Origin of the sequence: Paralysiella testudinis, assembly GCF_016894345.1 — a bacterium.
Taxonomy (GTDB): Bacteria; Pseudomonadota; Gammaproteobacteria; order Burkholderiales; family Neisseriaceae; genus Paralysiella; species Paralysiella testudinis.
Map to the genome: position 1 here is coordinate 372,607 of NZ_CP069798.1, position 25,098 is coordinate 397,704.

Below are 25,098 nucleotides of genomic sequence, written 5' to 3' on the forward strand. Positions count from 1 at the left end.
GTTGCCATTGTAGCGGATTGCGTGCACGCCGGGTTTGGTTTTATTCCTCATCCGCAGACACGCTGGCTGCCCGCTTGCCCAGCAAACGGCAGCACACAATGCCCAGCTCATAGAGCACAATCAGCGGCAGTGCCAGTAAGGTTTGTGAAATCACATCCGGCGGGGTCACAATCGCCGCCACCACAAAAGCGCCCACAATCACATACGCCCGCGCCGTTTTCAGCTGTGCCACGCTCACCACCCCCATGCGGTTCAGCAAAATCACCACCACCGGGGTTTCAAACACCACACCAAACGCCACAAACATGCCCAACACAAACGACAAGTATTTGTCGATGTCGGTGGCCATGCTCACGCCCGCCGGCGTGACCCCGGCCAGAAATTTAAACACCACCGGAAACACAAAAAAGTAGGCAAAGGCCATCCCCGCAAAAAACAGCACTATGCTGGAAAACAGCACCGGGAAAATCAGCCGTTTTTCATGTCGGTAGAGGCCGGGCGCCACAAAGGCCCATACTTGGTAAAGGGTGTGCGGTAAGGTGATTAAAAATGCCACCATCAAGGTCACTTTCACCGGCACAAAAAACGGCGCAATCACATCGGTGGCAATCATGCTGGTGCCCGCCGGCAGGTTTACCATCAAGGGCTGCGCCACAAAGGTATACAGCTTTTGCGCAAACGGCATCAGCGCAAAAAAACACACCAGCAATACCAACACCAGCCACATCAGGCGGCGGCGCAATTCCAGCAGGTGGGCCATCAGCGTTTGCGGCTCGGCTTGCGGTTCGGCGGGCGAAGGGGAAGACATACAGAACTTATTCCGGTAACGAATGACGGCGCACCCGCAATTGCGGGCGTGCACGGGGGCGCGGGCGCAAATCGCGTTTGCGCTGCAAGGCTTGACGGCGCAACGACACCGTGTGCGTGTGATTCGCGCTAGGCCAATTGGGCGGGGGCGTGTCTGTGGCGAAATCGGCCGGGCTGCGTTGCGGCGGCAGCCGCTCCCACGCCGGGCGTTGCTGCCAGTCGGGCAAATCGGCATTGAGCGCCTGTGCGCTTTGGCTGAGCTCCTGCTGTAGCTGCCGCGCCGCTGCGGTTAGACCGTCTTTGGCCTCCACCAATTCGGCCATGCCCGCCTGCGTGCTTAAATCGGTTTTGATGTTGGCAACAAAATGCTGTAAGCGACCCAGCCACTGTCCGGCGGTGCGTGCCACCTTGGGCAGCCGCTCTGGCCCCAACACCACCAGCGCCACCACCGCAATCAGCAGCATTTCGCTGAAACCCATTTCAAACATGGCGGTTTACGATTTGCTTTGGTCGGACTTGGTTTCGCTGTGTTGATGTTCAATCACATCGTCTTTGCCGCCTTTGGCCGCCTCGCTGCCCTCATTCAAGCCTTGCTTGAAGTCGTGCACCGCTCCGCCCAAATCCTTGCCCATATTGCGCAATTTTTTGGTGCCGAAAATCAGCACCACAATCAGCAGCACCAGCAACCAGTGCCAAACAGAAGAAATACCCACGTTGGTTTCCTTTATTCAATAACGGGTTTTCAGGCAGCCTAATTTACCTAGGCTGCCTGAAAGGTTGGATAAACACAAATAATTACGCTGTCGTGCGGCCGGCTTTTTCATCCAGGCCGGAAATATTTTGGCGCCGCTTCAATTCCATCAATACATCTTCCGGGCGCAAGCCGTGATGCGCCAGCAATACCATGGTGTGAAACCACTCGTCGGCAATTTCTTTAATGATTTGCAATTTATTGCCGTCTTTGGAAGCCATCAAAATTTCACCGGCTTCTTCAATCACTTTTTTGAGGATTTTGTCTTCGCCCTCATGCAGCAGCTGCGACACATAAGAGCTGCCCGGTGCGGCATTGCGGCGGATTTCCATCACATCGGCAATGTCGCTGAGCACCGTATCCAGATGCATTTTTTTTAATTGGCTTTCCATCGCGTCCATTTATTGCTCCTTAAAATCACAGGCTGCCTGAAACGGTTTATACCCATAATATCCAACGCAGTTAGGTTGTTTTATAGGGTGGGTATTATTTGCCGTAAATGGCGGCTTCATCCTTAATCACCGCATCCACCACTTCCCAGCCGCTGCCGTTCCACACCCGGTAAAAACAGCTTTCGCGCCCGGTGTGGCAGGCAATGCCGCCCGCTTGCTCAATTAGCATCACCACCGCATCGCCGTCGCAGTCTAGCCGCAGTTGATGAACTTTTTGTGTATGGCCTGACTCTTCGCCCTTCATCCACTGCTTTTGGCGCGAGCGGCTGTAGTAATGGGCAAAGCCGGTGGCGGCGGTTTGTTGCAGTGCTTCGGCATTCATCCACGCCACCATCAACACACGCAGGGTTTGCGCATCTTGGGCAATGGCGCACACCAAGCCTTGTTCGTTCCATTTGACGGCATCCAGCCAAGCCGTTTGCTGATTTTGCATAAATGCTTTCTCGGGGTTGATGCGGCAAGCCCTATTATAAGCGCACTTCAATACCGGCGGCGCGCATCGCCGCCTTGGCGTCGGCAATGCGCACTTCGCCGAAATGAAAAATACTGGCCGCCAGCACCGCATCGGCATGGCCTTGCAACACACCTTCCACCAAATGCTGCGCATTGCCCACGCCGCCGGAAGCAATCACCGGAATGGCGACCGCATCGCTAACCGCTCGGGTAAGCGCCAAATTAAAACCGGCCTTGGTGCCGTCTCTGTCCATGCTGGTGAGCAAAATTTCACCGGCACCGCGTGCGGCCATATTTTGCCCCCACGCCACCGCATCAATGCCGGTGGGGCGGCGCCCGCCGTGGGTAAACACTTCCCAGCGGCTGTTGTCTGCGTTTACCGCCTTGGCATCAATCGCCACCACAATCGCCTGATTGCCGAAAAAACCGCTGGCTTCGTTGACCAAGTCCGGATTGGTGATGGCGGCGGTATTTATGCCCACTTTATCGGCACCGGCATTGAGCAGGCGGCGTACATCGGCCACGCTGCGCACACCGCCGCCGACGGTGAGCGGGATAAACACTTGGCTGGCCACATCTTCAATCACGTGCAGCAAGGTGTCGCGATTATCGCTGCTGGCGGTGATGTCCAAAAAGGTGATTTCGTCGGCCCCTTCGTCATTGTAGCGCTTGGCCACTTCCACCGGGTTGCCCGCATCGCGCAGCGCCAAAAAGTTAATGCCTTTCACCACGCGGCCATTGTCGACGTCGAGGCAGGGAATAATGCGTTTGGCCAATGCCATGATATGCTCTTTATTGTTTTATTGTTTTTAAGGCGTGCTGCCCAGCCAGTCGATGGCCAGATTCAAGGCCGCCGCGTCCACAAAGAAATACGCCACTCCGGCCAGCGCGGCAAACAGCAAGGCGCTAATGGCATTGGTAGCCAATACATCCATTAGCCAAAACGCCACCAACGCCAGCAGCCAGCGCAAAAACCAACTCAAGAGCCACACCGCGCTTACTTCCGGCACTTGCCATGCCATCAGATAAAAAATCACCATGGCAATAAAGGTAAAAAAGCTGGCCTCCCAAAACACCTGTTTTGGCCGATTGGCACTGAGCCACAGCCATATACCCAACAATAGTGCTGCAATCATACTTTCTCCCTTGTATTAAAATGCCGGGCTGTTTATCCGGCCTGACCGCTGACCCATTGGTCAGCCTGTTGTTGAGCTGCCTGAAAGTCAATACTGCCTTCGTAAATGGCACGTCCGGTAATGGCGCCCATAATGCCGCTGTCGGCCACTTCGCACAGGGCTTTAACGTCGTTCATGTCGGTGAGGCCGCCGGAGGCAATCACCGGCACGCGCACGGCTTCGGCCAATTTTACCGTGGCCTCGATATTCACGCCGTTCATCATGCCGTCGCGGCCGATGTCGGTGTAGATAATGCTGTCCACACCATAATCGGCAAAGCGTTGCGCCAGCTCGATTACATGGTATTTGGTGATTTTGGCCCAGCCGTCAATCGCCACTTGGCCGTCTTTGGCATCCAGCCCCACAATAATTTGGCCGGGAAAGGCATCGCAGGCATCGTGCAGAAATTGCGGTGTTTTCACCGCCGCAGTGCCGATAATCACGTATTGCAGCCCCAAGTCGAGGTATTTTTCGACGGTATCCAAATCACGGATGCCGCCACCCAATTGCACCGGCATATCGGCCGATACTTCGGCCAAAATCTCTTTGATGGCGCCAAAATTTTTCGGCTTACCGGCAAATGCACCGTCCAAATCCACCAAATGCAGGCGGCGGGCGCCTTGATTGCGCCAGTGCACGGCCATTTCGGCGGGGCTGTCGGAAAACACGGTGGCCTGATCCATCAGGCCTTGCTTCAGGCGCACACATTGGCCTGCTTTTAAATCGATGGCGGGTATCAGTAACATGGCAAATTAAGGTGTTTGAATAAGAAAGTTAAATTTTAAGCAACGGCGGCTTTCAGGCAGCCTTAGGCGCCATACCAACAACAACAGACGCTTAGTTTATACTGTTCCGTCCCAACGGATAAAGTTTTCCAGCAGTTTCAAGCCCGCATCGTGGCTTTTTTCGGCGTGAAACTGGGTGGCAAACACGTTATCACGGCCCACAATACAGGCAAATTCATTGGGATATTCGCTGCTGCCCAATACAATATCGGGATTTTTTGGTGCGAAATAATAGCTGTGCACAAAATAGAACCGCGCATCCTGCGCCACGCCGGCAAACAGCGGATGTGGCTGCGTTTGGCGCACGGTGTTCCAGCCCATGTGCGGCACTTTAAGGTGGCGGCCTTCGGCATCGGCTGCGGGCGGTACAAAGCGTTTGACTTCGCCGCCAAACCAGCCCAAACCGGGCGTATCGCCTTCTTCGCTGTGTTCAAACAGCAATTGCGCACCCACACAAATACCGAAGAAAGGCTTGTTTTTTAAGCCATCGGCCACCGCTTCGCCCAAACCGCTGCGCTGCAAGGCCGCCATACAGTCGGGCATAGCGCCTTGGCCGGGGAAAACGATTTTATCCGCCGCCCACACCACTTCGGGGCGGTCGGTGAGTGTGATTTGTGCGGCGCTGGCGACCAAATCGCGGGCGGCCTGCACCGACTTCAACACCGAGTGCAAATTGCCCATACCGTAGTCGACAATGGCGATATTCATAGATGGCGGCTGCTTTCTTTAAAGTGCTTGCCTGATTTTGCCGCATCTTGGCACCGGATTGAAATCCAAACCCAAACATGGGTTTGTTTTTTGGTGTTGGATTGGCTTTTTAAAACAATCAGGCTGCCTGAGGTTTTCAGGCAGCCTACAATAATACCGTAATCCTTAGAAACTGTTAACAATTTATAGTAGATTGATTGCCATTGCGCGCGGCACGTGCTGGCCTGTGCTGTTTATTTCGCCACGTCTATGGTCATTGTTTTGGCATGATTCAATGCGCTGTAATCGCCGTCAAATTTGCCCAGATAAATCAACCCGCCCGCATCAGGGCCGCCTTTATAAAATAAAGCCAAATTGCCCCACGGCGCGTAGTAAGTAATATCACCGGGTTTGCCCTGATAGCGCGCAGGTGCGCCGGCGGTGTTTAATTTGAATGACGGGCGGGCGATTTTTTCACTCGCCGCGTAGTCTTCCAGCGGCAGGGTGAACGGCATTTTCTCTAGCAAGCTGCGCGCGCTCGGGTTGTCGGCGAGCGTGGCGTAGTGCACTTGATTGTCCAGCGTGATTTTAACTTTCATTTCTCTGGCCTCCGAATACGGGGCGCATGCCGCAAAGGCAAACGCCAAACCCAATAGGGATAACAATTTTTTCATCTTTATCACCTTAAATGGTTTTGATGACTTTGGCGGGAATTCCTCCGACGATGGTATTCGGCGGCACGTCTTTACTCACCACCGCGCCGGCGGCAACGATGGCGTTTTCGCCCACGGCTACGCCCGGCAAAATGGTGGCGTTGGCGCCTATCCACGCATTTTTGCAAATCCGCACGGGGTTTAAAATAATGCCACGCCGCGCTTGCGGATCAACCGGATGATTTACGCTGATGATGTTGGCGCGCGAGCCGATTAACACATTGTCTTCCAACGTGATGCCGCCCAAATCGGTAAACATCACACCGCTGTTGATGAACACGTTTTTGCCGATGCGCAGATGCCGCCCAAAGTCGCTGTACAGCGGTAAATTCACGTGCAGGTGGTCATCGATTTCGGCGCCGGTAATTTGTGCCAGCAACGCCCTGATGTCGGCTTGACTTCGAAATGCGCCGCTTAATTCGGCAATCAGCGGCGCGTTTTCATCGACAATACGGTGGATTTCGGCAAATAAATCACTGTCGGGGGCGATGGTTTGGTTTTTAGGAATAGCGATTTTCATATTGTTTCTTTATATTTTAAGGCTACCTGAAAGCCTGTTTTTACTTTCAGGTAGCCTTATTACCCAACAGGCTTATTTCAAATTCGCTTTAAAAAACTGTTCGAATTTATCAAACGGGATTTTGCCCGTGGTATTGTCGTACAAATCGGTGTGATATGCGCCCGGCACGATATACAGCTCTTTGTTTTTGCTGCCCAAAGCTTTAAACGCATCTTCCGAGAAATAACGCGAATGCGCTTTTTCGCCGTGCACCATCAATACGGGCGCGCGCATTTCGGCAGCGTACTGCAAAATCGGCATATTTACCATAGAAATCATGGCGGTAGTGGCCCATGAACCGTTCGGGTTCGAGTTGGCCGCGCGCGGATGGAAGCCGCGTTTGGTGGTGTAAAACTCTGAATAATCCGCCATAAATTTCGGCGTTTCACTGTTGATTTGATCGGCGGTTAAATTGTTGCGCGGCGACAGCGTGGCATAGCCGTTTTTCGAGGCTTCCCAGCGGTTATTATTCATTTCCTGTTTCATTTTATAACGCGCATCGGCATCCACGCTGTCGTTGTAGCCTTTTGCGTTGACGCGCGTCATGTCATACATGGTGCTGGTGGCCACGGCTTTGATACGGGTGTCGCTAATTGCCGCATTGAGCGCGAAACCGCCCCAGCCGCAAATGCCTAAAATGCCGATTTCATCACGGTTCACGTTATCCAGCGAACCTAAAAAATCCACCGCAGCGCTGAAGTCTTCGGTGTTGATGTCGGGCGAGGCCATATTGCGCGGTTCGCCGCCGCTCTCGCCGGTGAACGAGCCGTCAAACGCCAGCGTAATAAAGCCGCGCTCGGCCAGGGTTTGGGCATACAGGCCAGAAGACTGCTCTTTCACCGCGCCAAACGGGCCGCTCACGGCAATCGCCGGCAGCTTGCCGCGGGCATTTTTCGGGGTGTATAAATCCGCCGCCAGCGTGATGCCGTAGCGGTTTTTAAAGGTCACTTTGCGGTGGTCGACTTTATTGCTTTGCGGAAAAATTTTGTCCCATTCTTGGGTGAGCGGTAAATTCATGGTCGGGTTTCCTTGATGGGTTGTGGCGGCAGGTTGTGCCAATGCCGGAACAGCAGCAGTTGCCATAATAGCGGCGGTGAATGTTGCCAAAGCAGATTGCGTAAAACGGCGGCGTGATAATTGCAGATTCATATTCAATTTCCTTTTATTTGGTAAATAGTGTGTTTAGTGATTCGATGGAGGCCATTGTAAGACTGTTTGAATTTCAGGTAAATTCATGAATTTTGATTTCATAATTTCTAAAATAGAAATTATTACTTGCCTGAGCCGATATGTTTGGGCTATGTTGGCAACTAATCTGGTTGCACGAGGAAACCGCTATGCTGGACAAAATCGAAGCCTTAAAAGTGTTTTGCACCGCCGCCGAAACCTTGCAATTTAAGGAAACCGCCATTCGTTTGGCAGTGTCGCCGCCGGTGATTACGCGCATGATGGCGGCGCTGGAAGACGAATTGGGCGAGCCGCTGTTTCAACGCAACACACGCCAAATCGTGCTCACCGATTTCGGCGCGCAATTTTTGCCGCAAGCACAGCAATTATTGGAAGAAAGCGAGCGCCTGTTTGCCGCCGGCCGTCACCGCCATGCCGATGAAATGGCCGGGCTGGTGCGCATTACCGTGCCCGATTTGCCCGACGAACACGCCGTGTTGCGCGAATTGCTCACCGCACTTCAGGCATATCCGAAGCTGGTGCTAGATTGGCGCCGCGATACCGTGCGGCTGAACGTGGTGCAGGAGCAAATCGACATCGGCGTGCGCATCGGCATGCTCGCCGACAGCCGCCTGATTGCCCGCAAAATCGGCGAAACCAGCGAACAAATCGTGATTTCGCCAAATTTATTGCACCGCTTGGGCAAGCCGAAAGACTTCGCCGATTTGCAGAAAAACTACCCGCTCGCTGCCGTGCTCAACCACAACAACGGCCGCGCCGATACGTGGTATATCAACGAAAACCTGCAATTCACCCCAAGCAAACCGCACTTTGTCGGCAGCCATATCCACAACGCCCTACAAGCCGCGCTGGCGGGCAACGCCGTGTCGCAGCAGCTCGATTGGATGGCGGCGCCGCATTTGCTGAGCGGCGAATTGGTGGAGCTGTTTGCCGAAGTGCCGAAAATCCGCTGGCCGGTGTCGATCTACCGCCCGCAGCGGGTGGTCACGCCGGGGCGGGTGAAGGTGGTGTTTGATTTGTTGGCCGAGATTTTGGGCAAACGGTTTGGCCAAAAATAAAGGCTGCCTGAAAGTTTCAGGCAGCCTAGCGTCACCACGCAATCCTCAATGATTGAGAATTTTAGACAAGAATTGTTGTGCGCGTTCGCTGCGCGGGCTGCCGAAGAAGTCGTCTTTGCTGCAGTCTTCCACAATTTGGCCGGCATCCATAAAAATCACCCGGTTGGCCACTTGTTTGGCAAAGCCCATTTCGTGGGTTACCACCATCATGGTCATGCCTTCTTTGGCCAAGCCCACCATCACATCCAGCACTTCGTTGATCATTTCGGGATCCAGCGCCGAAGTGGGCTCGTCAAACAGCATGGCAATCGGGTCCATGCACAAGGCACGGGCAATGGCCACGCGCTGTTGCTGGCCACCGGACAATTCGGCCGGGTATTTGTGCGCATGTTGGCTCAAGCCCACGCGATCCAAATAAGCCAGCCCTTTTTTGCGCGCTTCTTCTTTGCTGCGCCCCAACACCTTGATTTGCGCCACGGTGAGATTGTCGGTGATGCTTAAGTGCGGAAATAGCTCGAAATGCTGGAACACCATGCCCACGCGGCTGCGCAGTTTGGGCAAATCGGTTTTGGGGTGGCCTACCGAAGTGCCGTCAACATGAATATCGCCTTTTTGAAACGGCTCCAGCCCGTTTACGCATTTAATCAGCGTAGACTTGCCGCTGCCGGAAGGGCCGCACACCACCACCACATCGCCTTTGCTGATGCGGGTATTGCAGGCGGTGAGTACTTGGAAGTCGCCATACCATTTGTTGACATCGTTGATTTCAATCATGGTGTTTTGGTTTGTGTTGTTTTGGCTCATGTGCGCAACCTTTTCTGTAATTGTTTCACCCCGTAGGTGGCGGTGGCGCTCACCAGGAAATACACCACACCGGCAAACAAAATATACGGGGTAAGCATGCCCATTAAATCGCCGCGCACGTAAGAGGCGCGGAAGAAATCAACCAAGCCGATGGCAAACACCAGCGTGGTGTCTTGGAATAAAATAATGCTTTGCTGCAAAATCAGCGGCAGCATTTTGCGAAACGCCTGCGGCAGAATCACTAAGCGCATGGTTTGTGAATAGGTCATCCCCAGCGCCTTGGCCGCATTCACCTGCCCTTTGCTGATCGATTGAATACCCGCGCGCACCACTTCGGCAAAATAAGCGGCTTCAAACACCATAAACGCCACCACGCACGAGGCAAACGCCACATCAATGGTGAGATAGCGCCCAGTGGCCCAGTTGTACATCATCGGCACGGCAAAATAAAACCAAATCAATACCAGCAGCAGCGGCACCGAGCGAAAATAATTCACATACAGCTTGGCCGGCACCGATAGCCACTTATAAGGCGACAGCCGCGCCAAGGCCAAAAAAGTGCCGATTAAAAGGCCGCCCACCACCGCAAACGCCACCACTTCCAGCGTGGTGGTGATGCCCGCAATCAAGCCGGGGGCGGCTGCCTGTAGTTCTGCAAATCCGAAAGCCATATTATTTACCCTCCGCCATCAGGCCGGGCACACGGAAACGGCGCTCCAGAAAGTTCATAAACACAATCAGCCCCATATTGATCACCAAATAAATCAAGGTGGCGTAGGTGTAGATTTCAAAATTGTTTTGCGTGTATTCGGCAATGGTTTTGGTTTGGCTGATTAATTCGGCCACGCCCACCAACGAAGCCACAGACGCATTTTTAAAGCAGTTGGTGAGCTCTGAGCTTAGCGGCGGCAAAATCACCCGGAAAGCCTGCGGCAGCAATACCTGGCGATACACTTGCGCAGTGCTGAAGCCCAAAGCATAAGCGGCATTGCCCTGCCCGCGCGGCAGCGATTGGATGCCCGTGCGCACCTGCTCGCAAATGCGTGCGGCGGTAAATAGCCCCAAGCCGATGCTGGCCGAAATCATGGCCGAGGTATTCGGTGCCAAGCCGAAAAACCACCACTGGCGCACCGATTCGGGCAAAAAGCCCGGCACCACGTAATACCAAATAAACAGCTGAATCAGCAGCGGCACATTGCGAAACAAGGTGACATAAGCGGTGGCCACACGCTGCGCGTTTTTGGACGGCAAAGTGCGCATAATGCCCAACACCGTGCCCAAGGCCAGCGCAATCACCCACGCCACCGTGCCAATCACAAACAACCAGCCCAGACCAGACAATACCCAATGCAGGTAGAGCTGGTCGCCCAAGCCGGTGGGGTCGAATAACACGCCCCAATTCCAAGAGTAGCCCATAAAATCATGCCTCACGATAAAACGAATGTGTTTTGATGCCGGCTTTTGGCAACAGCCAAGGCTTTTGCAAAATACCGTTTAGCCTGCAAAAATCTTTCCAGCTCGTCATTCCGGCGTAGGCCGGAATCCATACCTGCAAACATAATAAATTGATTTGAAATTCATTTATTCTCGAACAGTGGATTCCGGCCTACGCCGGAATGACGGATTCGGGCATTTTTCATCAATCTATGAAGAATTTTGCAAAGGTTTCAGCCACAACAAAACCACACTGCCATAAAAAAACCAGTGGCCGCCGCGATGGCGGCGCCCACTGATTGCCCGCTTGGGCGCTTATGTCTGCCGATGCTGCTGCCTTATGGCGCGGCTTGGTCTGTGGGGTTGGTAATAATTGCTTTTACCTGCTCAGACATCGGGAAGTTCAGGTTCATGTTTTTCGGCGGAATCGGGCTTTCAAACCAGGTTTTATACATGCCGTTCACATCGCCTGATTTGTAAGTGGCGGCCAAGGTGTCGTCGACCAGCTTTTTAAAGCCGGCATCACCTTTGCGCACCATACAGCCGTAGCGCTCAAACGACATCGGCTTGCCCACGATTTCCCATTTTTCCGGATCGGCCGACTTGGCGCGCTCACCAGCCAGCAGGATATCGTCCATCATAAACGCCTGTGCGCGGCCATTTATCAACATCAAAGCACCTTCGCCGTGGTCTTTGGCGGAGATGATGTTCATGCCCAATTTGTCTTTTTCATTGTATTCGCGCAGCAGGCGCTCAGATGTGGTGCCGGCGGTGGTGACCACGGTTTTGCCTTTCAAATCGGGGAAGTCTTTGATGCCGGAATCTTTGGCGGTGAGCAGGCGGGTGCCGATTTCAAAGAAGGCGTTGGAGAAATCCACCTGCTTTTGGCGTTCGGGGTTGTTGGTGGTGGAGCCGCACTCCAAATCCACAGTGCCGTTGCTCACCAAAGGAATGCGGTTTTGCGAAGTAACCAAGTTATAGCGCACTTTCAAATCCGGCATATTCAGCTCTTTTTTTACCGCTTCCACCACGCGCAGCTGCAAATCGTGCGCATAGCCCACCGGCTGGCCGGGCTGGTCGGCAATGTAGGAGAAAGGAATGGAAGAATCGCGGTAGCCCAATACGATGGTGCCGGATTGCTTGATTTTGTCCAGCGTACTCATCCCGGCGGAAGCGGCCGGCGCGGAAGCATCGCTGCCGGCAGCCGGTGCAGCGGCTTTTTCGCCACCGCCACAAGCAGATAAGCCCATCAGTGCGGCCACAGCGGCCACGGCCAAGGTGTTGCGTTTCATGGTTTGCATCATTGCGATTTTTCCTCTACAAATGTAATTGGTGTGATTGTTTTACCGAATTATCTCGGCAAATATGGTGTTATCTTAACGCATGTAAAAAAAAATTCACAACCGATTTACTTGTGCAGCGCAATAAAATAAACACTTCCACCCAATATCTGCCCAAATCAGGCGCATTACATTAGGATTACATCAAACTACGCTAGTTTTCATGCCTTGAATACTTAACAGCCTTGTTTGACGGCAAGATTGTTTTATTATTCATATCAGAATATTTATTTAGAAAAAAGTTGGCAGCATTAAAAATGCGCTGCATTATGGCTGTATTTGCCATGATGCAGCGCATTTTATTTTCAGGCAGCCTTTAGCACCTGCTCGCTGTATTTTAAGCGGTGAGCGTGCCTTTGGTAGACGGCATCACGCCCGCCATGCGCTCATCAAACGCCACCGCCATGCGCAAGGCGCGGCCAAAGGCTTTGAAGACGGTTTCGGCTTGGTGGTGGGCGTTGATGCCGCGCAGATTGTCGATGTGCAGCGTCATCATGCTGTGGTTGACCAAGCCGTGGAAAAACTCGCTAAACAAGTCAACATCAAACCGGCCGATGGCGGCGCGGGTGAAGTCGATATTGTAGGTGAGCCCGGGGCGGCCGGACAAATCGAGCACCACGCGACTTAGGGCTTCGTCTAGCGGCACATAGCTCATGCCGTAGCGGGTAATGCCCACTTTGTCGCCCAAGGCTTGCTTAAGCGCCTGCCCTAAGGTGATGCCGATGTCTTCCACGGTATGGTGGTCGTCGATATGGGTGTCACCACGGGCGACAATGTCCAAATCAATCAGGCCGTGGCGGCTGATTTGGTCGAGCATATGATCCAGAAACGGCACGCCGGTGTCGAAGCGGCCAATACCTTTGCCGTCGAGGTTGAGGGATACGGTGATTTGGGTTTCGCTGGTGTTGCGGGTTACGGTAGCAGTTCGCATGGTGGTTAGGGGTTTCCGTACAGTTCGTCGATTATATTCAATACTTTTTGGTTTTGCTCAGGCAGCCCGATGGTGATGCGCACGCATTGATCCAGCAATGGGTGCATACCGTGCAGCTTTTTAATCAGGATGTTTTGCGCATACAGTTTATCAAACAAGGCTTGGGCATCGGGCACGCGCAGGGTGAGAAAATTGGCTTCAGACGGGAAATCCTGAATGCACGGATGCGCGTGCAAGGCCGTGCGCATACGCTCGCGCTCGCCTTTGAGGCGGCTGATGTTTTCGTTGATAAAAGGCTGGTATTGCAAGGCAAATTCCGCTGCGCACAGGCTGAGCTGGTTCATATTATACGGCGGGATGATTTTTTTAAGCTCATCTAAAATGGCCGCCGGGCCGCAGGCATAGCCGATGCGCAGCCCGGCAAAGCCGATTTTGCTCAGGGTGCGCAGCACCACCAAATTGGGGATTTGCCCGGCTTGGCTTAAAAAGCTGTCGGACGAAAAAGCGCCATAGGCTTCGTCTACCACCACAATGCCCGGCGTGGCGGCGATAATGGCTTCTACTTTTTCACGCGCAAAGCGCCCGCCGGTGGGGTTGTTGGGATAGGCCACAAACACCAGCGCAGGCTGATGCTCTTTGATGGCCGCCAGCATGGCGTCCAAATCCATGGTGAAATCCGGTCGCAGTGGCACGCCGATAAATTCTAGCCCGAAAAATTCGGCGTTTACGCGGTACATCACAAACGAAGGCGCCGGTGCCAGCACTTTGGCACCGGGTTTGGATACCAACATGGTGAGCCGCTCAATCAATTCGTCCGAACCATTGCCCAGCACCAATGACGCATCGGCGGGAATGGCATAGGTGTCGCGCAGCACTTGCAGCAAGCCGCAACTGCCGGGGTTGGGGTAAAGGCGAATGGGTGCCGCAGCCAGCGCCCGCCCCAGCTCTTTTTTCATGTCTTCAGGGTAGTCGTAAGGGCTTTCCATGGCGTCGAGTTTGATAAAGCCGGCGGGCACATCGGCCACGGCATAGGCTTTCATTTGCTGAATATCAGAACGGATATAATTGGCGGTACTCATGATGGCTCTCTAGCGGTATATTGATGTGGTGCACAGGGTGACAAGACAGCAGCCGGGGCGCTGATAATGCCCAATGTAACACACTCTAGACAAGGCTTGGAAGCCGCCACCGATGATGCTGTGCACAATATAGGCCGCTTTCAGGCAGCCTAGGATGGATGGATTTTCTTCAGGTAGCTTTCTGAAAGCCGGGCAATACCCTTGATTTTTTAAGCGGCGGCTGTCACATTAGCTACTTTAGATGTCTTGCCTGCCCACTTGATTTACCGGTAGGCTTACCAGGAAGCCCGCATGACCCACACCGTCCACTTTCGGCTGGAACAGCTTGACAACCCCGCCATGCAGCGCTTGTGCGGCGCACTCGATGCCAATTTGCACACCTTAGCGCGCGCACTTGAGGTTGAAATCAGCCGCCGTTTCGACCAATTCACCTTCTTGGGCGAGCAAGCACACGCCGCTCGCCGCGCACTGGAAGCCTTGGCGCTGTTGGCGCAAAGCCGCGACATCAGCGACAACGACATCCAACTGGCCGCCGTGGAAGCCAAAACCGCCGATGCCCACTACGAAGCACAAACCCACGAACACGCCTACCATTTCCGCACTCGCCGCGGCAATATCGGCGGACGCACGCCACGCCAAAACGGCTATATCCGCGCCCTGCTCAACCACGATGTGGTGTTTGGCTTGGGGCCGGCGGGCACCGGCAAAACCTATCTGGCCGTGGCCGCCGCCGTGGATGCGATGGAAAAACACCAAGTTGAGCGCATTGTGTTGGTGCGCCCGGCGGTGGAAGCGGGCGAAAAACTGGGCTTTTTGCCCGGCGATTTGGCGCAAAAAGTCGACCCCTATCTGCGCCCGCTCTACGATGCCCTCTACGATTTAATGGGCTTTGACCGCGTAACCAAATTGCTGGAAAAAGGGCTGATTGAAATCGCTCCCTTGGCCTATATGCGCGGGCGCACCCTCAACGGCGCTTATGTGATTTTAGATGAAGCGCAAAACACCACCCCCGAACAAATGAAAATGTTCCTCACCCGCATCGGTTTTGGTGCCAAAGCCGTGATTACGGGCGACGTCACCCAAATCGATCTGCCGCGGCATATTAAAAGCGGCTTGAAAGACGCACGCGAGAAACTGGCCAATATCGAAGGTATCTACTTCCACGTATTCACCAGCGAAGACGTGGTGCGCCACCCGCTGGTGCAGAAAATCGTGGATGCCTACGATGCCGCCGATGCCAATACCTCTGCCTAACGCCGGATATTGGCTGCCATTGCCAAACCAACGCTTTCAGGCAGCCTGAACCACCCGCACAAGGAACGACCATGGACCTGAGCATCGAAACCTTAATCAGCATCGCCCTGGGCGTGGGGCTGGCCGCCAGCAGCGGCTTTCGCGTGTTTTTGCCCTTGTTTGCGCTCAGCTTATCGGCCTATTTCGGCTGGTGGCCGCTCAACGACAACTGGCAGTGGCTGGCCTCGCCCGCCGCCCTCACCATCTTGGGCGTGGCCACCGTGGCCGAAGTGGGCGCTTATTTGATTCCGTGGCTGGACAATGTGCTCGATTCCATTGCCATTCCGCTGGCCGGCGTGGCTGGCACCGTGGTGATGGCGTCCACCGTGGCCGACCTAAACCCAGCCATCACTTGGACGCTGGCGATTATTGCCGGCGGCGGCGCGGCCGCCGCCATCAAAACCGGCATGGGCGGCACGCGCTTGGCTTCCACGGCCACCACCGGCGGCCTGGCCAATCCGGTGGTGGCGGTGGCCGAAACCGGTGCCGGGCTGGTGTTAACACTGCTGTCTTTGCTGCTGCCGGTGTTGGCATTGGTATTGGTGGCGGGGCTCGGCTTCTGGCTGCTGCGCTTATATCGCCGCCGCCAACAACAACCCATCTAAACGGCCACACCATGACCGAAACCCTAAACCACTGGCTGCAACACAGCGGCTTGCCGCGCAGCGAAGCGCGGATGCTGCTGCATCACCTATGCGGCTACAGCCACGCCCAAACCATCACCCGCAGCGATGAGCCGCTGCCCAGCACCTTTCAGGCAGCCTTAAACCAAGCCGCCGAACGCCGCCGCCGCGGCGAGCCAATGGCCTATATTGTGGGCGTGCGCGAATTTTACGGCCGCCCGTTTCAGGTAAACCCGGCGGTGCTGATTCCGCGCCCGGAAACCGAACACCTGCTGGAAGCGGCGCTGGCCAAACTGCCGCCTAGCGGCGTATTGTGGGACTTGGGCACCGGCAGCGGCATTATCGCCGTGAGCGCCGCTTGCGAACGGCCAGACGCCCACATTTGGGCCAGCGACATCAGTGCCGCCGCGCTGGCGGTGGCGCAAAGCAATGCCCAAAACCTCAACGCCACCGTGCGCTTTGGCCACGGCAGCTGGTTTGCCGCCACACCGCAGCCGCCGCGCCAAAGTGTGGATGTGGTGGTATCCAACCCGCCCTATATCGACGCGGCCGATGCACATTTGCAGCAAGGCGACTTGCGCTTTGAGCCGCAAACCGCCCTTACCGATTTTAGCAACGGCCTCTCCGCCCTGCGCCAACTGGCCGCCGGTGCGCCCGGCTACCTGAAACCCGGCGGCTGGCTGCTGCTGGAACACGGCTTTGACCAAGGCGCCGCTGTGCGCAACTTACTGGCCGAACACAGCTATGCCAACATCGCCACCCACACCGACCTGGCCGGGCTGGACAGAATCACCTTGGGGCAATATCGGCTTTAACAATGTGAAGCGTGTTGTGTACGGCAAGGCCATATCATAAGGCTGCCTGAAAGCATTTAAGCTGAACAACAGCATTGCTTTCAGGCAGCCTTGATGGGTTGATGCACAATCTTCAGTTCATTTTCTTTGCGACAACGGCCAATCCCGCCGTTTACCACCGCAGCACTTCTGGCTCATTTTGCCAAAACAGCAGGCGGAAGTCTTCGCGGTGATTGCCATTGCCAATGGTGTGCGTATCTTGCCCCTGCCCCAGCGCCAACTGGTGCAGTATGCCGGCATACGTACCCACCCATAGCGTACGCCCACACGGCGACAGCGCCATGCCGCTGATGGTGCCGCCCAAATAATGGTGCCACAAAGGCTCGCCCTGCCAGCTGTAGGCGCGGATATAGCCGTTGGCATCGCCCAATATCATGCCTTCCAAAGTGCTCACGCCGGCATACACACGCATATTGTCGTCGATCAATAGGTGATCCGTGGCTTCTGCCGAATCCTGATACGCTTCCACCGCCACGTTTTGCGGCGTGCGCACATCCACCGCAATGGAAATCCCATTATAAAAATGGCAGGAATTCGACAGCACATGGCTGTCGTCGGCAGCAAACAGGCAGAAATGCGGATAGGAAGACTGCGGGCCAATCTGCCCCAAATATTGCCCTTGCGCATCCAGCAGCTTGTGTTCCGTATCTTGTGCACCCACACACAGTAAGCGGTTGTCGTGCGAAAGGTTGGCGTTTTCCATATCGATGTAGATTGGCTCACCGTCATCCCATTCCAGCCGCTCTTCGTCATCCGGGCACAGATGGCGGCAACCTTGGCTGCTGAGTAAATCAATACCGGCATTGCTCACCACCAACACCGCACTGGCATCATTAAACGGCAACAGCCGGGTAATACCGGCATCGCCCACGTGGTAATCAAATACCGCCAAAACCGCACCATCCCAGCCACGGCGCAATTCGATTTGTGCCGCACGCGCCACCGCCACCACCTCGCCTTGCTTGGCCGCCCCCAGCGCCACGATATCCGCAGGCAAAGCTTGGCAACGGCCATCGGCCACCAGATAAGCTTGGCGTGTTTCATAAGGTGCGCCCACCATCAACAGCACGGTTTGCGCATCCAGCGCCACTGCCGGTTCGATATAACGCCCTTGCTCACCGATGTATTCGACCAATGGTGCCAATGCCGGGGCGAAGGCGACGCGAAAAGCCGCCGTATTATTGTTGCGATTGGCCTCACGCAGCAATTGCAGCACTTGCTTGGCCAGCGGCGCTCTCAAGTCTTGCGCTTCTTCGCCCGTCCACGCATCCCAGCCATGTTGGCTGGCAAAAGCCAACATTTCATTGATGGCACGTGCATAGTCCGCACCTTGCTGTTGCCATTGTTGTTGCAATGCCGTTGTATCGTTCATGCTATTGCTCCTGTGGGTTGGGATTAACGGGGGCGCTAGGCTGCCTGAAACGGCGGCACCGCCACGCCACACTGTTGCAGCAGCTGCATGGTTTCGTATACCGGCAAACCCATCACGCCGGTGAAGCTGCCGCTCAAATGCGCCACAAACACGCCGCCCAAGCCTTGGATGCCGTAGGCACCGGCTTTGTCCATCGGCTCGCCGCTGGCGATATAGGCTTCGATTTCGGCGGCACTTAAGGTTTTAAAGCGCACATCGCTGCTTTGCAGCACATCAAAACATTGCCCCGCTATCGACACGCACACGGCAGTAAGCACTTGATGGGTGTTGCCGGATAGCTGCTGCAACATGGCACGGGCCTCGGCGGCGTTTTCCGGCTTGCCCAAAATATGATTGCCCAGCGCCACGGTGGTGTCGGCACTGAGCACCGGATAAGCGGGCGCGCCCGCGTGTTGCGCCTGCCACTGCGCCAGCGCCGCCGCGTTTTTCTGCCGCGCCATGCGCAACACATAGGCGTCGGCGGCTTCGTTAAGATTTGGGGTTTCGTCGATATCGGCGCTTAAGCGGATAAGCTCAAAGCCCAAGCCGTGCAATAATTCGCGCCGGCGCGGGCTGCCTGAAGCCAGGTATAAACTAGGTTTGTTGTTCATCAATTGGTTCTCATGTCCCGTTTTTGCCTTGCCCGGATACCGCACGGCGCAGCGCCCAGTCAAACGCGGTGGTGGGCAGCAGGCGTTTTAAATACCAGAATACATGGGTGGGCACAGTGACAGCATAGCGTGCCTTGGGGCGCGGCGCTTGCAGCGCTTTAACGCACACGGCGGCGCAGGCATCGGCGCTGAGGGTAAACGGCGCAGCGTCGCCCTCTTTTTGCAGGCGCTGCAATTGTGCTTGGTAGTCGGCGCGGTGCACGCTGGCGTCTATATTGATGTATTGGCGGAATTTCACCAAGGCATTGGGGCGGAAACGGGTGGCAATCGGCCCGGGCTCAAGCAAGCTCACAAAAATGCCGCTACCGTGGATTTCACCGCGCAAGGTGTCGCACAGGCCTTCGAGGGCAAATTTGCTGCTGTTGTAGGCGCCGCGCCAAGGCATGGCAGCAAAGCCCAGAATGCTGCTGTTCACCAACACGCGCCCGTGCCCTTGGCGGCGGAATACGCGCATGGCCGCCACAATACATTCCCACGCGCCGAATACATTGGTTTCGTATTGCTCGCGTAGCGCCGGGCGCGGAATATCCTCCACCGCGCCGGTTTGGCCGTAGCCGGCATTGCAAAACAGCGCATCCAGCGTGCCGCCGGTGGCCGCTTCGATATGGGCCAACGCCGCGGCGATGTGGGCGCTGTCGGTCACATCCAACAGCAGGCATTCCAAACCTTCGGCCTGCAAACGCGCCACATCGGCGGGCTGGCGACACGAGGCAAACACCCGCCAGCCCAGTTGCTGCAATTGTTTGGCCGTGGCATAGCCGATGCCGCTGGAGCATCCGGTAATCAAAATCGATTTCATCAAGGCTGCCTGAAAATAAACACAGCCGCCATCATACCTGAAGGGTGCGTGTCTGAAATCAGCACCGCTTGGGCTTTGCTTAAATTCGGGTAAAACCACCGTGGGGCGGCACAAGCCGTTTTATAATGCCGCCTTTGTTTCAGACAGCCTGAAGCAGCAGTGCGTAGGTACGGTTAGTTTGGCGATTGGCCAAAGCAATGCGTGTGCCTTGCTCTACGAACAAGCGTCGGATTCGAGAATCCGACCTTGTATCTCTCAAGCGGTGAGTAAAACGCGTATTATTCCCGCCCCGTATGGCAGCAAACTGTATCCGACCCAAGTGCCCGACACTGAAATGTAGATAACACTGCCATACACCTCATCCTACAATCTGAATGGTATCCAAGTGCGCGGCAGCGCCCGCAAGACACTGCATAAATAAGGATAGATTATGATGAACTTCCAAGTATTGGGCATCGACATCAGCAAAAACAAATTAGATTGTGCTCTTATCCGCGACATTGGCAGCAGTAAAATCAAAACCAAAGCATTGCCAAACCACCTCCAAGGCTTTAACCAACTGACAGAATGGCTGTATAAAAACATCGGTGAAGACTTAAGCCTACTCAAAATTTTCATGGAAGCCACCGGCGTTTACCACGAAGCATTGGCAGAGTACCTGCATAACAAAGGCATCGCCGTTTATCTGCTTAATCCTGCCGACAGTGCCCATTATGCCAAATACGACAGCTTGCACAAAACCGATAAGGCTGATAGCCAGTCACTGGCCAGAGCCGGTATTGACCGCCTCATGCACCACAAAGTACGCCAATGGCAGCCTGCTGCACCCACATCAAGCGGCTCAACGCACTACTAGCCCGTCTAGATGCGCTGCAAAGCGATCTGCAGCGTGAAGACAACCGCATGGAGAAAGCCGGATTCAGCGCTGTTCCCGAAGCGGTCAGCCAGTCCATCAGCACCATGCAGACCAATTTGAAGCAGCAGATCAGCACCATCACACAGGAAATCGAACAACATATTGACCGGCATCCTGATTTGAAAAAGACCGTGCTTTACTGCGCAGCATACCCGGTGTAGGTGAAGTGGTTTCATTGCGCATGGTTGCGCTCTATCATAGCAAACATTTTACCTCCGCCTCGCAAATGGCTGCCTATTTGGGATTGGTGCCGAAAAAACGGGAATCAGGCAAACACAAAGGCAAAGCCATGCTTTCCAAGCGGGGCAGTTCGGTCATACGAGCTAAGTTGTATATGGCTGCGGTGGTTGCAAAAACGTGGAATCCGGATATTAACGCGCATTACCGCAGACTGAAAGCCAGAAACAAAACGGAAATGCAGACCATCGGCGCAGCGATGCGCCGCTTGGTACAGATTTGCTTTGGTGTGTTGAAGCACCAATGCGAATATCAGGCCAAAATAACCATTGCGGCTTGATGCGAGAGATGGTATCTACGATAGAAAATACCTTGGATAACAGGCAGATTGAATGGATATTGTGTGGCAATGGCTGGGTTTGTGGTTTTCGGCGTTCTCGTCGGCCACCATTTTGCCCGGCACTTCCGATGTGGTGCTGCTGGCGTTTGTCAACGCCAATCCGCAGCTGTGGCTGGGCGCACTGCTGCTGGCCACGCTGGGCAACGGCATGGGCGGCATGGTGTCTTACGGCATGGGCAGGATGGTGCCCGACAAACACCGCCCCAGCGAGCGCATTCACGGCTGGATACAGAAATACGGCGTGTGGGCGCTGTTGATGTCGTGGGTGCCGTTTGTGGGCGACGGGCTGGCGATTGCGGCGGGCTGGCTACGGCTGAATTTCTGGCTGTCGAGCCTGATGTTGGTGCTGGGCAAGTTTGCCCGCTATGCGGTGTTGGTATTGGGTTTTTTTGCGGTGATTTAAGGCGGCTATGCCGCGTGCACCCTAGTTGTGCTGATGCGCACGGCGCATCCTATGAGCGACTTTATTCTTCATTCCACTATAGTGTCATTGGTTGGCTTTGCTAGCTGTTTTTTTAAATTGGATATGATTTTCCGAATTGGCCATAATACAAGGCTGCCTGAAAATATCCGCTTCACAGCAGCTTTATCTCAGGCAGCCTTATTAAAATAGCAATCTGATTTAATACTTAAATAATACCAACATACCCCGGCTGATGTAGTTGCTCAAGGCTGCTGTTTTGAAGCACCACCGACACACCGTGGGTTTCAATATACACATCACTGCCTTTTTGCACCGACACCGCTAAAACATCCGCCACAGAAGCAAACAAGTCTTTAGCAAACAGCAGACGGTCTTTGTCGCCGGCATAATGGTTAAAATCGCGGATTACAGTGTGGCCGCTGCTGTTTGCATCAAAGGCAAACACATCGTTGCCCACGCCGCCGTAAAGTGTATTGTTACCACCGCCACCATAAAGTACATCATTGCCTTCCGCGCCATAAAGCTCATCGTTGCCTTTGCCGCCCAGCAAGGTATCATTGCCTTCGCCGCCATGCAGCAAGCTGCCGCTACCCACTGCGTGCAATACATCATGCCCGCCTTGTCCGAACACAACCTTACCACTCAAAACGTCATTGCCTTGGCTGCCTGCAACATGCTCTTTATAGGCGATATCTTGATTCCATGCCTTAAACAGCACAAAGCGGTTATCGGTTAAACCATTATTGCCCACTTCATAAGGGCGCAGCTCGCTAAACCAGTCGGCTTCAAAGCTGATTTTTTCCACATTCTGAACTTGCTTCAGCCCGCTGCCGTCTTGGGCGTGCATAAACAAAGTGCCGTCTTGCAAACGATAGGCCTGCCAGTCTGCCGCTTTTCCATCTAAAATCAGCGTATCAATGCCACTGCCCCCATCAATGCGGTCGGCACCGCCACCGGGCTTGATTTTATCGTCCCCCTGCCCCGCATCAATATAATCGCCGCTGCTGCCGCCTTTGAGCAGATTATTGTGGGTATTGCCGATAATAAAAGCCGGTGTGCCGTGGTGGTCTGAGGTGGGCGCGGCTTTATCTTCCACCCACGTGTTCCAGCGTGTTAAGGCAGACAAACTATCCACCACTACCGTGCTGTCGCGGCTGGTATACTGATAAAAAACAGAATTGCTGATACGGCTTGTGGCATCCGTGCTCATGCCTGCAATGTGTGCTGACCAGCCAAACGGAATATTCAGCAAAGAAAACGGGCTGATATCCCATAGTGGCGATGCGTAGGTATCGTTAAACAGCACAATATTATCAAAAGTGGTGTCAAACATCTTATCCGGATTCACCAACCCCGGCTTGCCCGCATTAATTGCATCCATAATGGATTTTTCATTGCCGGTAATCCGATAAACCACATCGTTTTCATAGCCCATATTCAACACCACTGCCGGATTATCATAAATCACCGGCGCAGCATGGCCGATATAATCCGAATGATTAAAGAAACCATCGGCCAAGCTTTCGCGGTATTGCGCCATAATATTGGTCATGCCGCCGCCCAAGCTGTATCCGGTCACCAATACATCCTCCCCGCTCAAACCATGTGCTTGGCTGTAGCCCTTAATCGCATTCAGCAATGGGGTCATATTGGGCGCAATTTCACCGGTATTGATCTGAAAATAATCTGCAATATCCAACAAATCATTGGTGCCGCACCAAGACAAACACACCTTACTTACCTTGCCGCCGGCATCAAACTGGCCGAAAATTTTGGCTTGCGGCCCCATCCCCGGAATGGCATTGCCCGTGAGCGGGCTGGCAATCGTATAATAGCCGGCAAAATCTTTACTGCTTTCCGGCAAGCCCAGCTCCTTTGGTGCTAGCTCGCGCCAACCGGGCGGCGGTGCCAAATTAACCGGGTTTGGATTAAAATCTGTGGCCACACTGCCCAGCCAATTGCTGAATTTCGCCGCAGGCAGCCCCATGGGCGATGCCATAGAAGTATATGCAGCCAGTTGCTGGCTGGTTGTCATCAATGCGGCGGCCGTTTCGCTAGTGTAATTTTTATAGTCAAACATACCCATTACAGCTTCTCCTCATGAAGGTTAATTTATACCAATTCTAAAAATAAGATAACAAGAAATAAGATAACAAGGCAGCGGGCTGTAAGCACGACACCGAGTACGGAACAGACTTTTTTGCCATTTTAAATTTTTATAAAATCATTCATGCCGCGCCAAGATTAATCAGTGCCATCAAGTTATTTTTTATCTTGGTAATACATTGAAAAATTTATGATTTTATCCTTCCAAAAAACAATTCAAACATTTGCTTGAATTGTTTAGGTGAGTTTATGAGCAAATGGAATAGAGAGTCTATTCTATTTTAAATAACTGAAGATACACACTTATTGGCAAATGCTGCCTGAAACCATCGGATACGTCATTGCTGAACTTGATTCGGCAATCCACGGTGAAAATAAACCGACACCGCAGCAATACAAAACAGCATCAATATCATTGATTTTAAAACAGATGATATATTCTGCAATTTTCTGTCAATGGATTGCCGAATCAAGTTTGGCAATGACAGTTTTACGCTTCAGGTAGCCTTGATATACAACTGCGTAACTTATATTACTCCCATCACATGGGCGTGTAATATTTTGTAATTTGTACAGTATCTTAGGCGGTTTTGAGAGAACCAGCCTGCAACCCATAAGTTTAAAAGCCCTTGTGATATTCACCAATCACAGGGGCTTAAATCATGTCAGACGCCAAATTCCGCATTACCTACTTTCCCAGTCTTAATGAATATTCTTTAATTTTTGTTTGCGGTTCTTCAGTTAAATAATACCAATTCTAAAAAATAACCTTAAAAAAATTAAGGATAATTTGTGGCGCCATTGGCGTAGGTTGGGTTACGCCTACGGCTAACCCAACAAAACTCAAACGGCTTTATAAAATCAATCTGTTGAAAACAGATGTTGGGTTACGGCCTTGGTGGCCTAACCCAACCTACCCGCCTGAAGCACCAAGTAAATCAGTTCCGCCTTGTTATACCAATTCTACAAAATAACCTAACTGCGTTGGCTCGCCTTGCCGTACTACTTGTAATGTCTTCGGCTCGCCGCCTTGTTATCTTATTTTGTAGAATTGGTATTATCTTATTTTTTCGAATTGGTATAAAACCTAACTGCGCCGGCTCGCCTGGCCGTACTACTTGTACTGTCTGCGGCTCGCCGCCTTGTTGTCTTATTTTGTAGAATTGGTAAAAGATAAAGGGATGGCAAGCCATCCCTTTATCTTTTAC

Annotated in this window: 31 protein-coding genes; 9 read left to right on the forward strand and 22 right to left on the reverse strand. The window is 53.6% G+C overall.

Annotated elements, in window-relative coordinates:
• Positions 1–40 precede the first annotated feature (40 nt).
• The 12 genes from tatC to JQU52_RS02060 all read right to left on the reverse strand — a co-directional run bounded on the left by tatC (position 41) and on the right by JQU52_RS02060 (position 7,399).
• On the reverse strand, positions 41–808 hold the full coding sequence (tatC, locus tag JQU52_RS02005) for a twin-arginine translocase subunit TatC (protein ID WP_230339519.1): 768 nt from the start codon (positions 806–808) through the stop codon (positions 41–43).
• A 7-nt stretch (positions 809–815) separates the two neighbouring features.
• Entirely contained in the window at positions 816–1,295 is a 480-nt protein-coding gene (gene tatB / locus JQU52_RS02010) for a Sec-independent protein translocase protein TatB (protein WP_230339520.1), read from the reverse strand.
• Between the two features lie 6 nt (positions 1,296–1,301).
• Positions 1,302–1,520, reverse strand: a complete 219-nt coding sequence (gene tatA / locus JQU52_RS02015; RefSeq protein WP_230339521.1) for a Sec-independent protein translocase subunit TatA — start codon at positions 1,518–1,520, stop codon at positions 1,302–1,304.
• 82 nt (positions 1,521–1,602) lie between these two features.
• On the reverse strand, positions 1,603–1,929 hold the full coding sequence (locus JQU52_RS02020; protein ID WP_230340503.1) for a phosphoribosyl-ATP diphosphatase: 327 nt from the start codon (positions 1,927–1,929) through the stop codon (positions 1,603–1,605).
• Positions 1,930–2,044: 115 nt separating this feature from the next.
• On the reverse strand, positions 2,045–2,443 hold the full coding sequence (gene hisI / locus JQU52_RS02025; RefSeq protein WP_230339522.1) for a phosphoribosyl-AMP cyclohydrolase: 399 nt from the start codon (positions 2,441–2,443) through the stop codon (positions 2,045–2,047).
• A 34-nt stretch (positions 2,444–2,477) separates the two neighbouring features.
• Positions 2,478–3,245 (reverse strand): imidazole glycerol phosphate synthase subunit HisF, encoded by a 768-nt coding sequence (hisF, locus tag JQU52_RS02030; RefSeq protein ID WP_230339523.1) that lies wholly within the window; start codon positions 3,243–3,245, stop codon positions 2,478–2,480.
• A gap of 27 nt (positions 3,246–3,272) precedes the next feature.
• Positions 3,273–3,599 (reverse strand): hypothetical protein, encoded by a 327-nt coding sequence (locus JQU52_RS02035; protein WP_230339524.1) that lies wholly within the window; start codon positions 3,597–3,599, stop codon positions 3,273–3,275.
• A gap of 32 nt (positions 3,600–3,631) precedes the next feature.
• Entirely contained in the window at positions 3,632–4,384 is a 753-nt protein-coding gene (gene hisA / locus JQU52_RS02040; RefSeq protein ID WP_230339525.1) for a 1-(5-phosphoribosyl)-5-[(5-phosphoribosylamino)methylideneamino]imidazole-4-carboxamide isomerase, read from the reverse strand.
• 96 nt (positions 4,385–4,480) lie between these two features.
• A complete protein-coding gene (gene hisH, locus JQU52_RS02045; protein ID WP_230339526.1) occupies positions 4,481–5,131 on the reverse strand; it encodes an imidazole glycerol phosphate synthase subunit HisH in 651 nt (216 codons plus the stop codon).
• A gap of 233 nt (positions 5,132–5,364) precedes the next feature.
• Positions 5,365–5,784 (reverse strand): cyclophilin-like fold protein, encoded by a 420-nt coding sequence (locus tag JQU52_RS02050; RefSeq protein WP_230339527.1) that lies wholly within the window; start codon positions 5,782–5,784, stop codon positions 5,365–5,367.
• 10 nt (positions 5,785–5,794) lie between these two features.
• Entirely contained in the window at positions 5,795–6,343 is a 549-nt protein-coding gene (locus JQU52_RS02055) for a DapH/DapD/GlmU-related protein (protein ID WP_230339528.1), read from the reverse strand.
• A gap of 72 nt (positions 6,344–6,415) precedes the next feature.
• Positions 6,416–7,399 carry an alpha/beta hydrolase gene (locus JQU52_RS02060; protein ID WP_230339529.1) on the reverse strand — a complete coding sequence of 328 codons (984 nt, stop codon included), beginning with the start codon at positions 7,397–7,399 and terminating at the stop codon, positions 6,416–6,418.
• Positions 7,400–7,719: 320 nt separating this feature from the next.
• On the opposite strand from JQU52_RS02060, the gene JQU52_RS02065 reads away from it, so the two are divergent.
• The gene (locus JQU52_RS02065; protein WP_230339530.1) at positions 7,720–8,628 is read left to right on the forward strand and encodes a LysR family transcriptional regulator; all 909 of its coding nucleotides are present in this window, start codon (positions 7,720–7,722) and stop codon (positions 8,626–8,628) included.
• Between the two features lie 45 nt (positions 8,629–8,673).
• On the opposite strand, the gene JQU52_RS02070 is transcribed toward JQU52_RS02065, so the two are convergent.
• The 6 genes from JQU52_RS02070 to hisC form a co-directional block, all read right to left on the reverse strand.
• The gene (locus JQU52_RS02070) at positions 8,674–9,402 is read right to left on the reverse strand and encodes an amino acid ABC transporter ATP-binding protein (RefSeq protein ID WP_230340504.1); all 729 of its coding nucleotides are present in this window, start codon (positions 9,400–9,402) and stop codon (positions 8,674–8,676) included.
• 26 nt (positions 9,403–9,428) lie between these two features.
• A complete protein-coding gene (locus JQU52_RS02075) occupies positions 9,429–10,103 on the reverse strand; it encodes an amino acid ABC transporter permease (RefSeq protein WP_230339531.1) in 675 nt (224 codons plus the stop codon).
• A gap of 1 nt (position 10,104) precedes the next feature.
• Positions 10,105–10,848, reverse strand: coding sequence for an amino acid ABC transporter permease (locus tag JQU52_RS02080; RefSeq protein WP_230339532.1), 744 nt, complete (start codon positions 10,846–10,848; stop codon positions 10,105–10,107).
• Positions 10,849–11,204: 356 nt separating this feature from the next.
• On the reverse strand, positions 11,205–12,167 hold the full coding sequence (locus JQU52_RS02085; RefSeq protein ID WP_230340505.1) for a glutamate/aspartate ABC transporter substrate-binding protein: 963 nt from the start codon (positions 12,165–12,167) through the stop codon (positions 11,205–11,207).
• A gap of 376 nt (positions 12,168–12,543) precedes the next feature.
• Positions 12,544–13,137, reverse strand: coding sequence for an imidazoleglycerol-phosphate dehydratase HisB (gene hisB, locus JQU52_RS02090; protein WP_230339533.1), 594 nt, complete (start codon positions 13,135–13,137; stop codon positions 12,544–12,546).
• A 5-nt stretch (positions 13,138–13,142) separates the two neighbouring features.
• Complete coding sequence (gene hisC / locus JQU52_RS02095) at positions 13,143–14,219, reverse strand: histidinol-phosphate transaminase (RefSeq protein ID WP_230340506.1); 1,077 nt, start codon at positions 14,217–14,219, stop codon at positions 13,143–13,145.
• Positions 14,220–14,507: 288 nt separating this feature from the next.
• Here hisC and JQU52_RS02100 point away from each other — a divergent pair, with 288 nt between their 5' ends.
• From JQU52_RS02100 to prmC, 3 genes are all read left to right on the forward strand, one after another.
• Complete coding sequence (locus JQU52_RS02100; RefSeq protein WP_230339534.1) at positions 14,508–15,470, forward strand: PhoH family protein; 963 nt, start codon at positions 14,508–14,510, stop codon at positions 15,468–15,470.
• 71 nt (positions 15,471–15,541) lie between these two features.
• On the forward strand, positions 15,542–16,114 hold the full coding sequence (locus tag JQU52_RS02105) for a DUF4126 domain-containing protein (RefSeq protein ID WP_230339535.1): 573 nt from the start codon (positions 15,542–15,544) through the stop codon (positions 16,112–16,114).
• 11 nt (positions 16,115–16,125) lie between these two features.
• Complete coding sequence (gene prmC / locus JQU52_RS02110) at positions 16,126–16,947, forward strand: peptide chain release factor N(5)-glutamine methyltransferase (protein ID WP_230339536.1); 822 nt, start codon at positions 16,126–16,128, stop codon at positions 16,945–16,947.
• Positions 16,948–17,098: 151 nt separating this feature from the next.
• Here the strand turns inward: prmC and JQU52_RS02115 are convergent, their stop codons facing one another.
• Genes JQU52_RS02115 through JQU52_RS02125 form a run of 3 tightly spaced genes read right to left on the reverse strand, consistent with a single transcriptional unit; the run spans position 17,099 to position 19,867 of the window.
• The gene (locus JQU52_RS02115; RefSeq protein ID WP_230339537.1) at positions 17,099–18,358 is read right to left on the reverse strand and encodes a hypothetical protein; all 1,260 of its coding nucleotides are present in this window, start codon (positions 18,356–18,358) and stop codon (positions 17,099–17,101) included.
• 35 nt (positions 18,359–18,393) lie between these two features.
• The gene (locus JQU52_RS02120; RefSeq protein ID WP_230339538.1) at positions 18,394–19,008 is read right to left on the reverse strand and encodes a Maf family protein; all 615 of its coding nucleotides are present in this window, start codon (positions 19,006–19,008) and stop codon (positions 18,394–18,396) included.
• Positions 19,009–19,018: 10 nt separating this feature from the next.
• The gene (locus tag JQU52_RS02125) at positions 19,019–19,867 is read right to left on the reverse strand and encodes an SDR family NAD(P)-dependent oxidoreductase (RefSeq protein WP_230339539.1); all 849 of its coding nucleotides are present in this window, start codon (positions 19,865–19,867) and stop codon (positions 19,019–19,021) included.
• Between the two features lie 430 nt (positions 19,868–20,297).
• Between JQU52_RS02125 and JQU52_RS02130 the strand changes: the two genes are divergently transcribed.
• Genes JQU52_RS02130 through JQU52_RS02150 form a run of 5 tightly spaced genes read left to right on the forward strand, consistent with a single transcriptional unit; the run spans position 20,298 to position 21,973 of the window.
• Positions 20,298–20,723 (forward strand): IS110 family transposase, encoded by a 426-nt coding sequence (locus tag JQU52_RS02130; protein WP_230338025.1) that lies wholly within the window; start codon positions 20,298–20,300, stop codon positions 20,721–20,723.
• The gene (locus JQU52_RS02135) at positions 20,678–20,944 is read left to right on the forward strand and encodes a hypothetical protein (protein ID WP_230339540.1); all 267 of its coding nucleotides are present in this window, start codon (positions 20,678–20,680) and stop codon (positions 20,942–20,944) included. The genes JQU52_RS02130 and JQU52_RS02135 overlap by 46 nt, the downstream gene beginning before the upstream one ends.
• Positions 20,945–20,964: 20 nt before the next feature.
• The gene (locus tag JQU52_RS02140; RefSeq protein ID WP_230338027.1) at positions 20,965–21,300 is read left to right on the forward strand and encodes a transposase; all 336 of its coding nucleotides are present in this window, start codon (positions 20,965–20,967) and stop codon (positions 21,298–21,300) included.
• A gap of 52 nt (positions 21,301–21,352) precedes the next feature.
• Complete coding sequence (locus JQU52_RS02145; protein ID WP_230339541.1) at positions 21,353–21,763, forward strand: YqaA family protein; 411 nt, start codon at positions 21,353–21,355, stop codon at positions 21,761–21,763.
• A gap of 51 nt (positions 21,764–21,814) precedes the next feature.
• Positions 21,815–21,973 carry a hypothetical protein gene (locus JQU52_RS02150; protein WP_230339542.1) on the forward strand — a complete coding sequence of 53 codons (159 nt, stop codon included), beginning with the start codon at positions 21,815–21,817 and terminating at the stop codon, positions 21,971–21,973.
• 16 nt (positions 21,974–21,989) lie between these two features.
• Here JQU52_RS02150 and JQU52_RS02155 read toward each other — a convergent pair whose 3' ends face one another.
• Positions 21,990–23,864 (reverse strand): calcium-binding protein, encoded by a 1,875-nt coding sequence (locus JQU52_RS02155; protein ID WP_230339543.1) that lies wholly within the window; start codon positions 23,862–23,864, stop codon positions 21,990–21,992.
• Positions 23,865–25,098 lie beyond the last annotated feature (1,234 nt).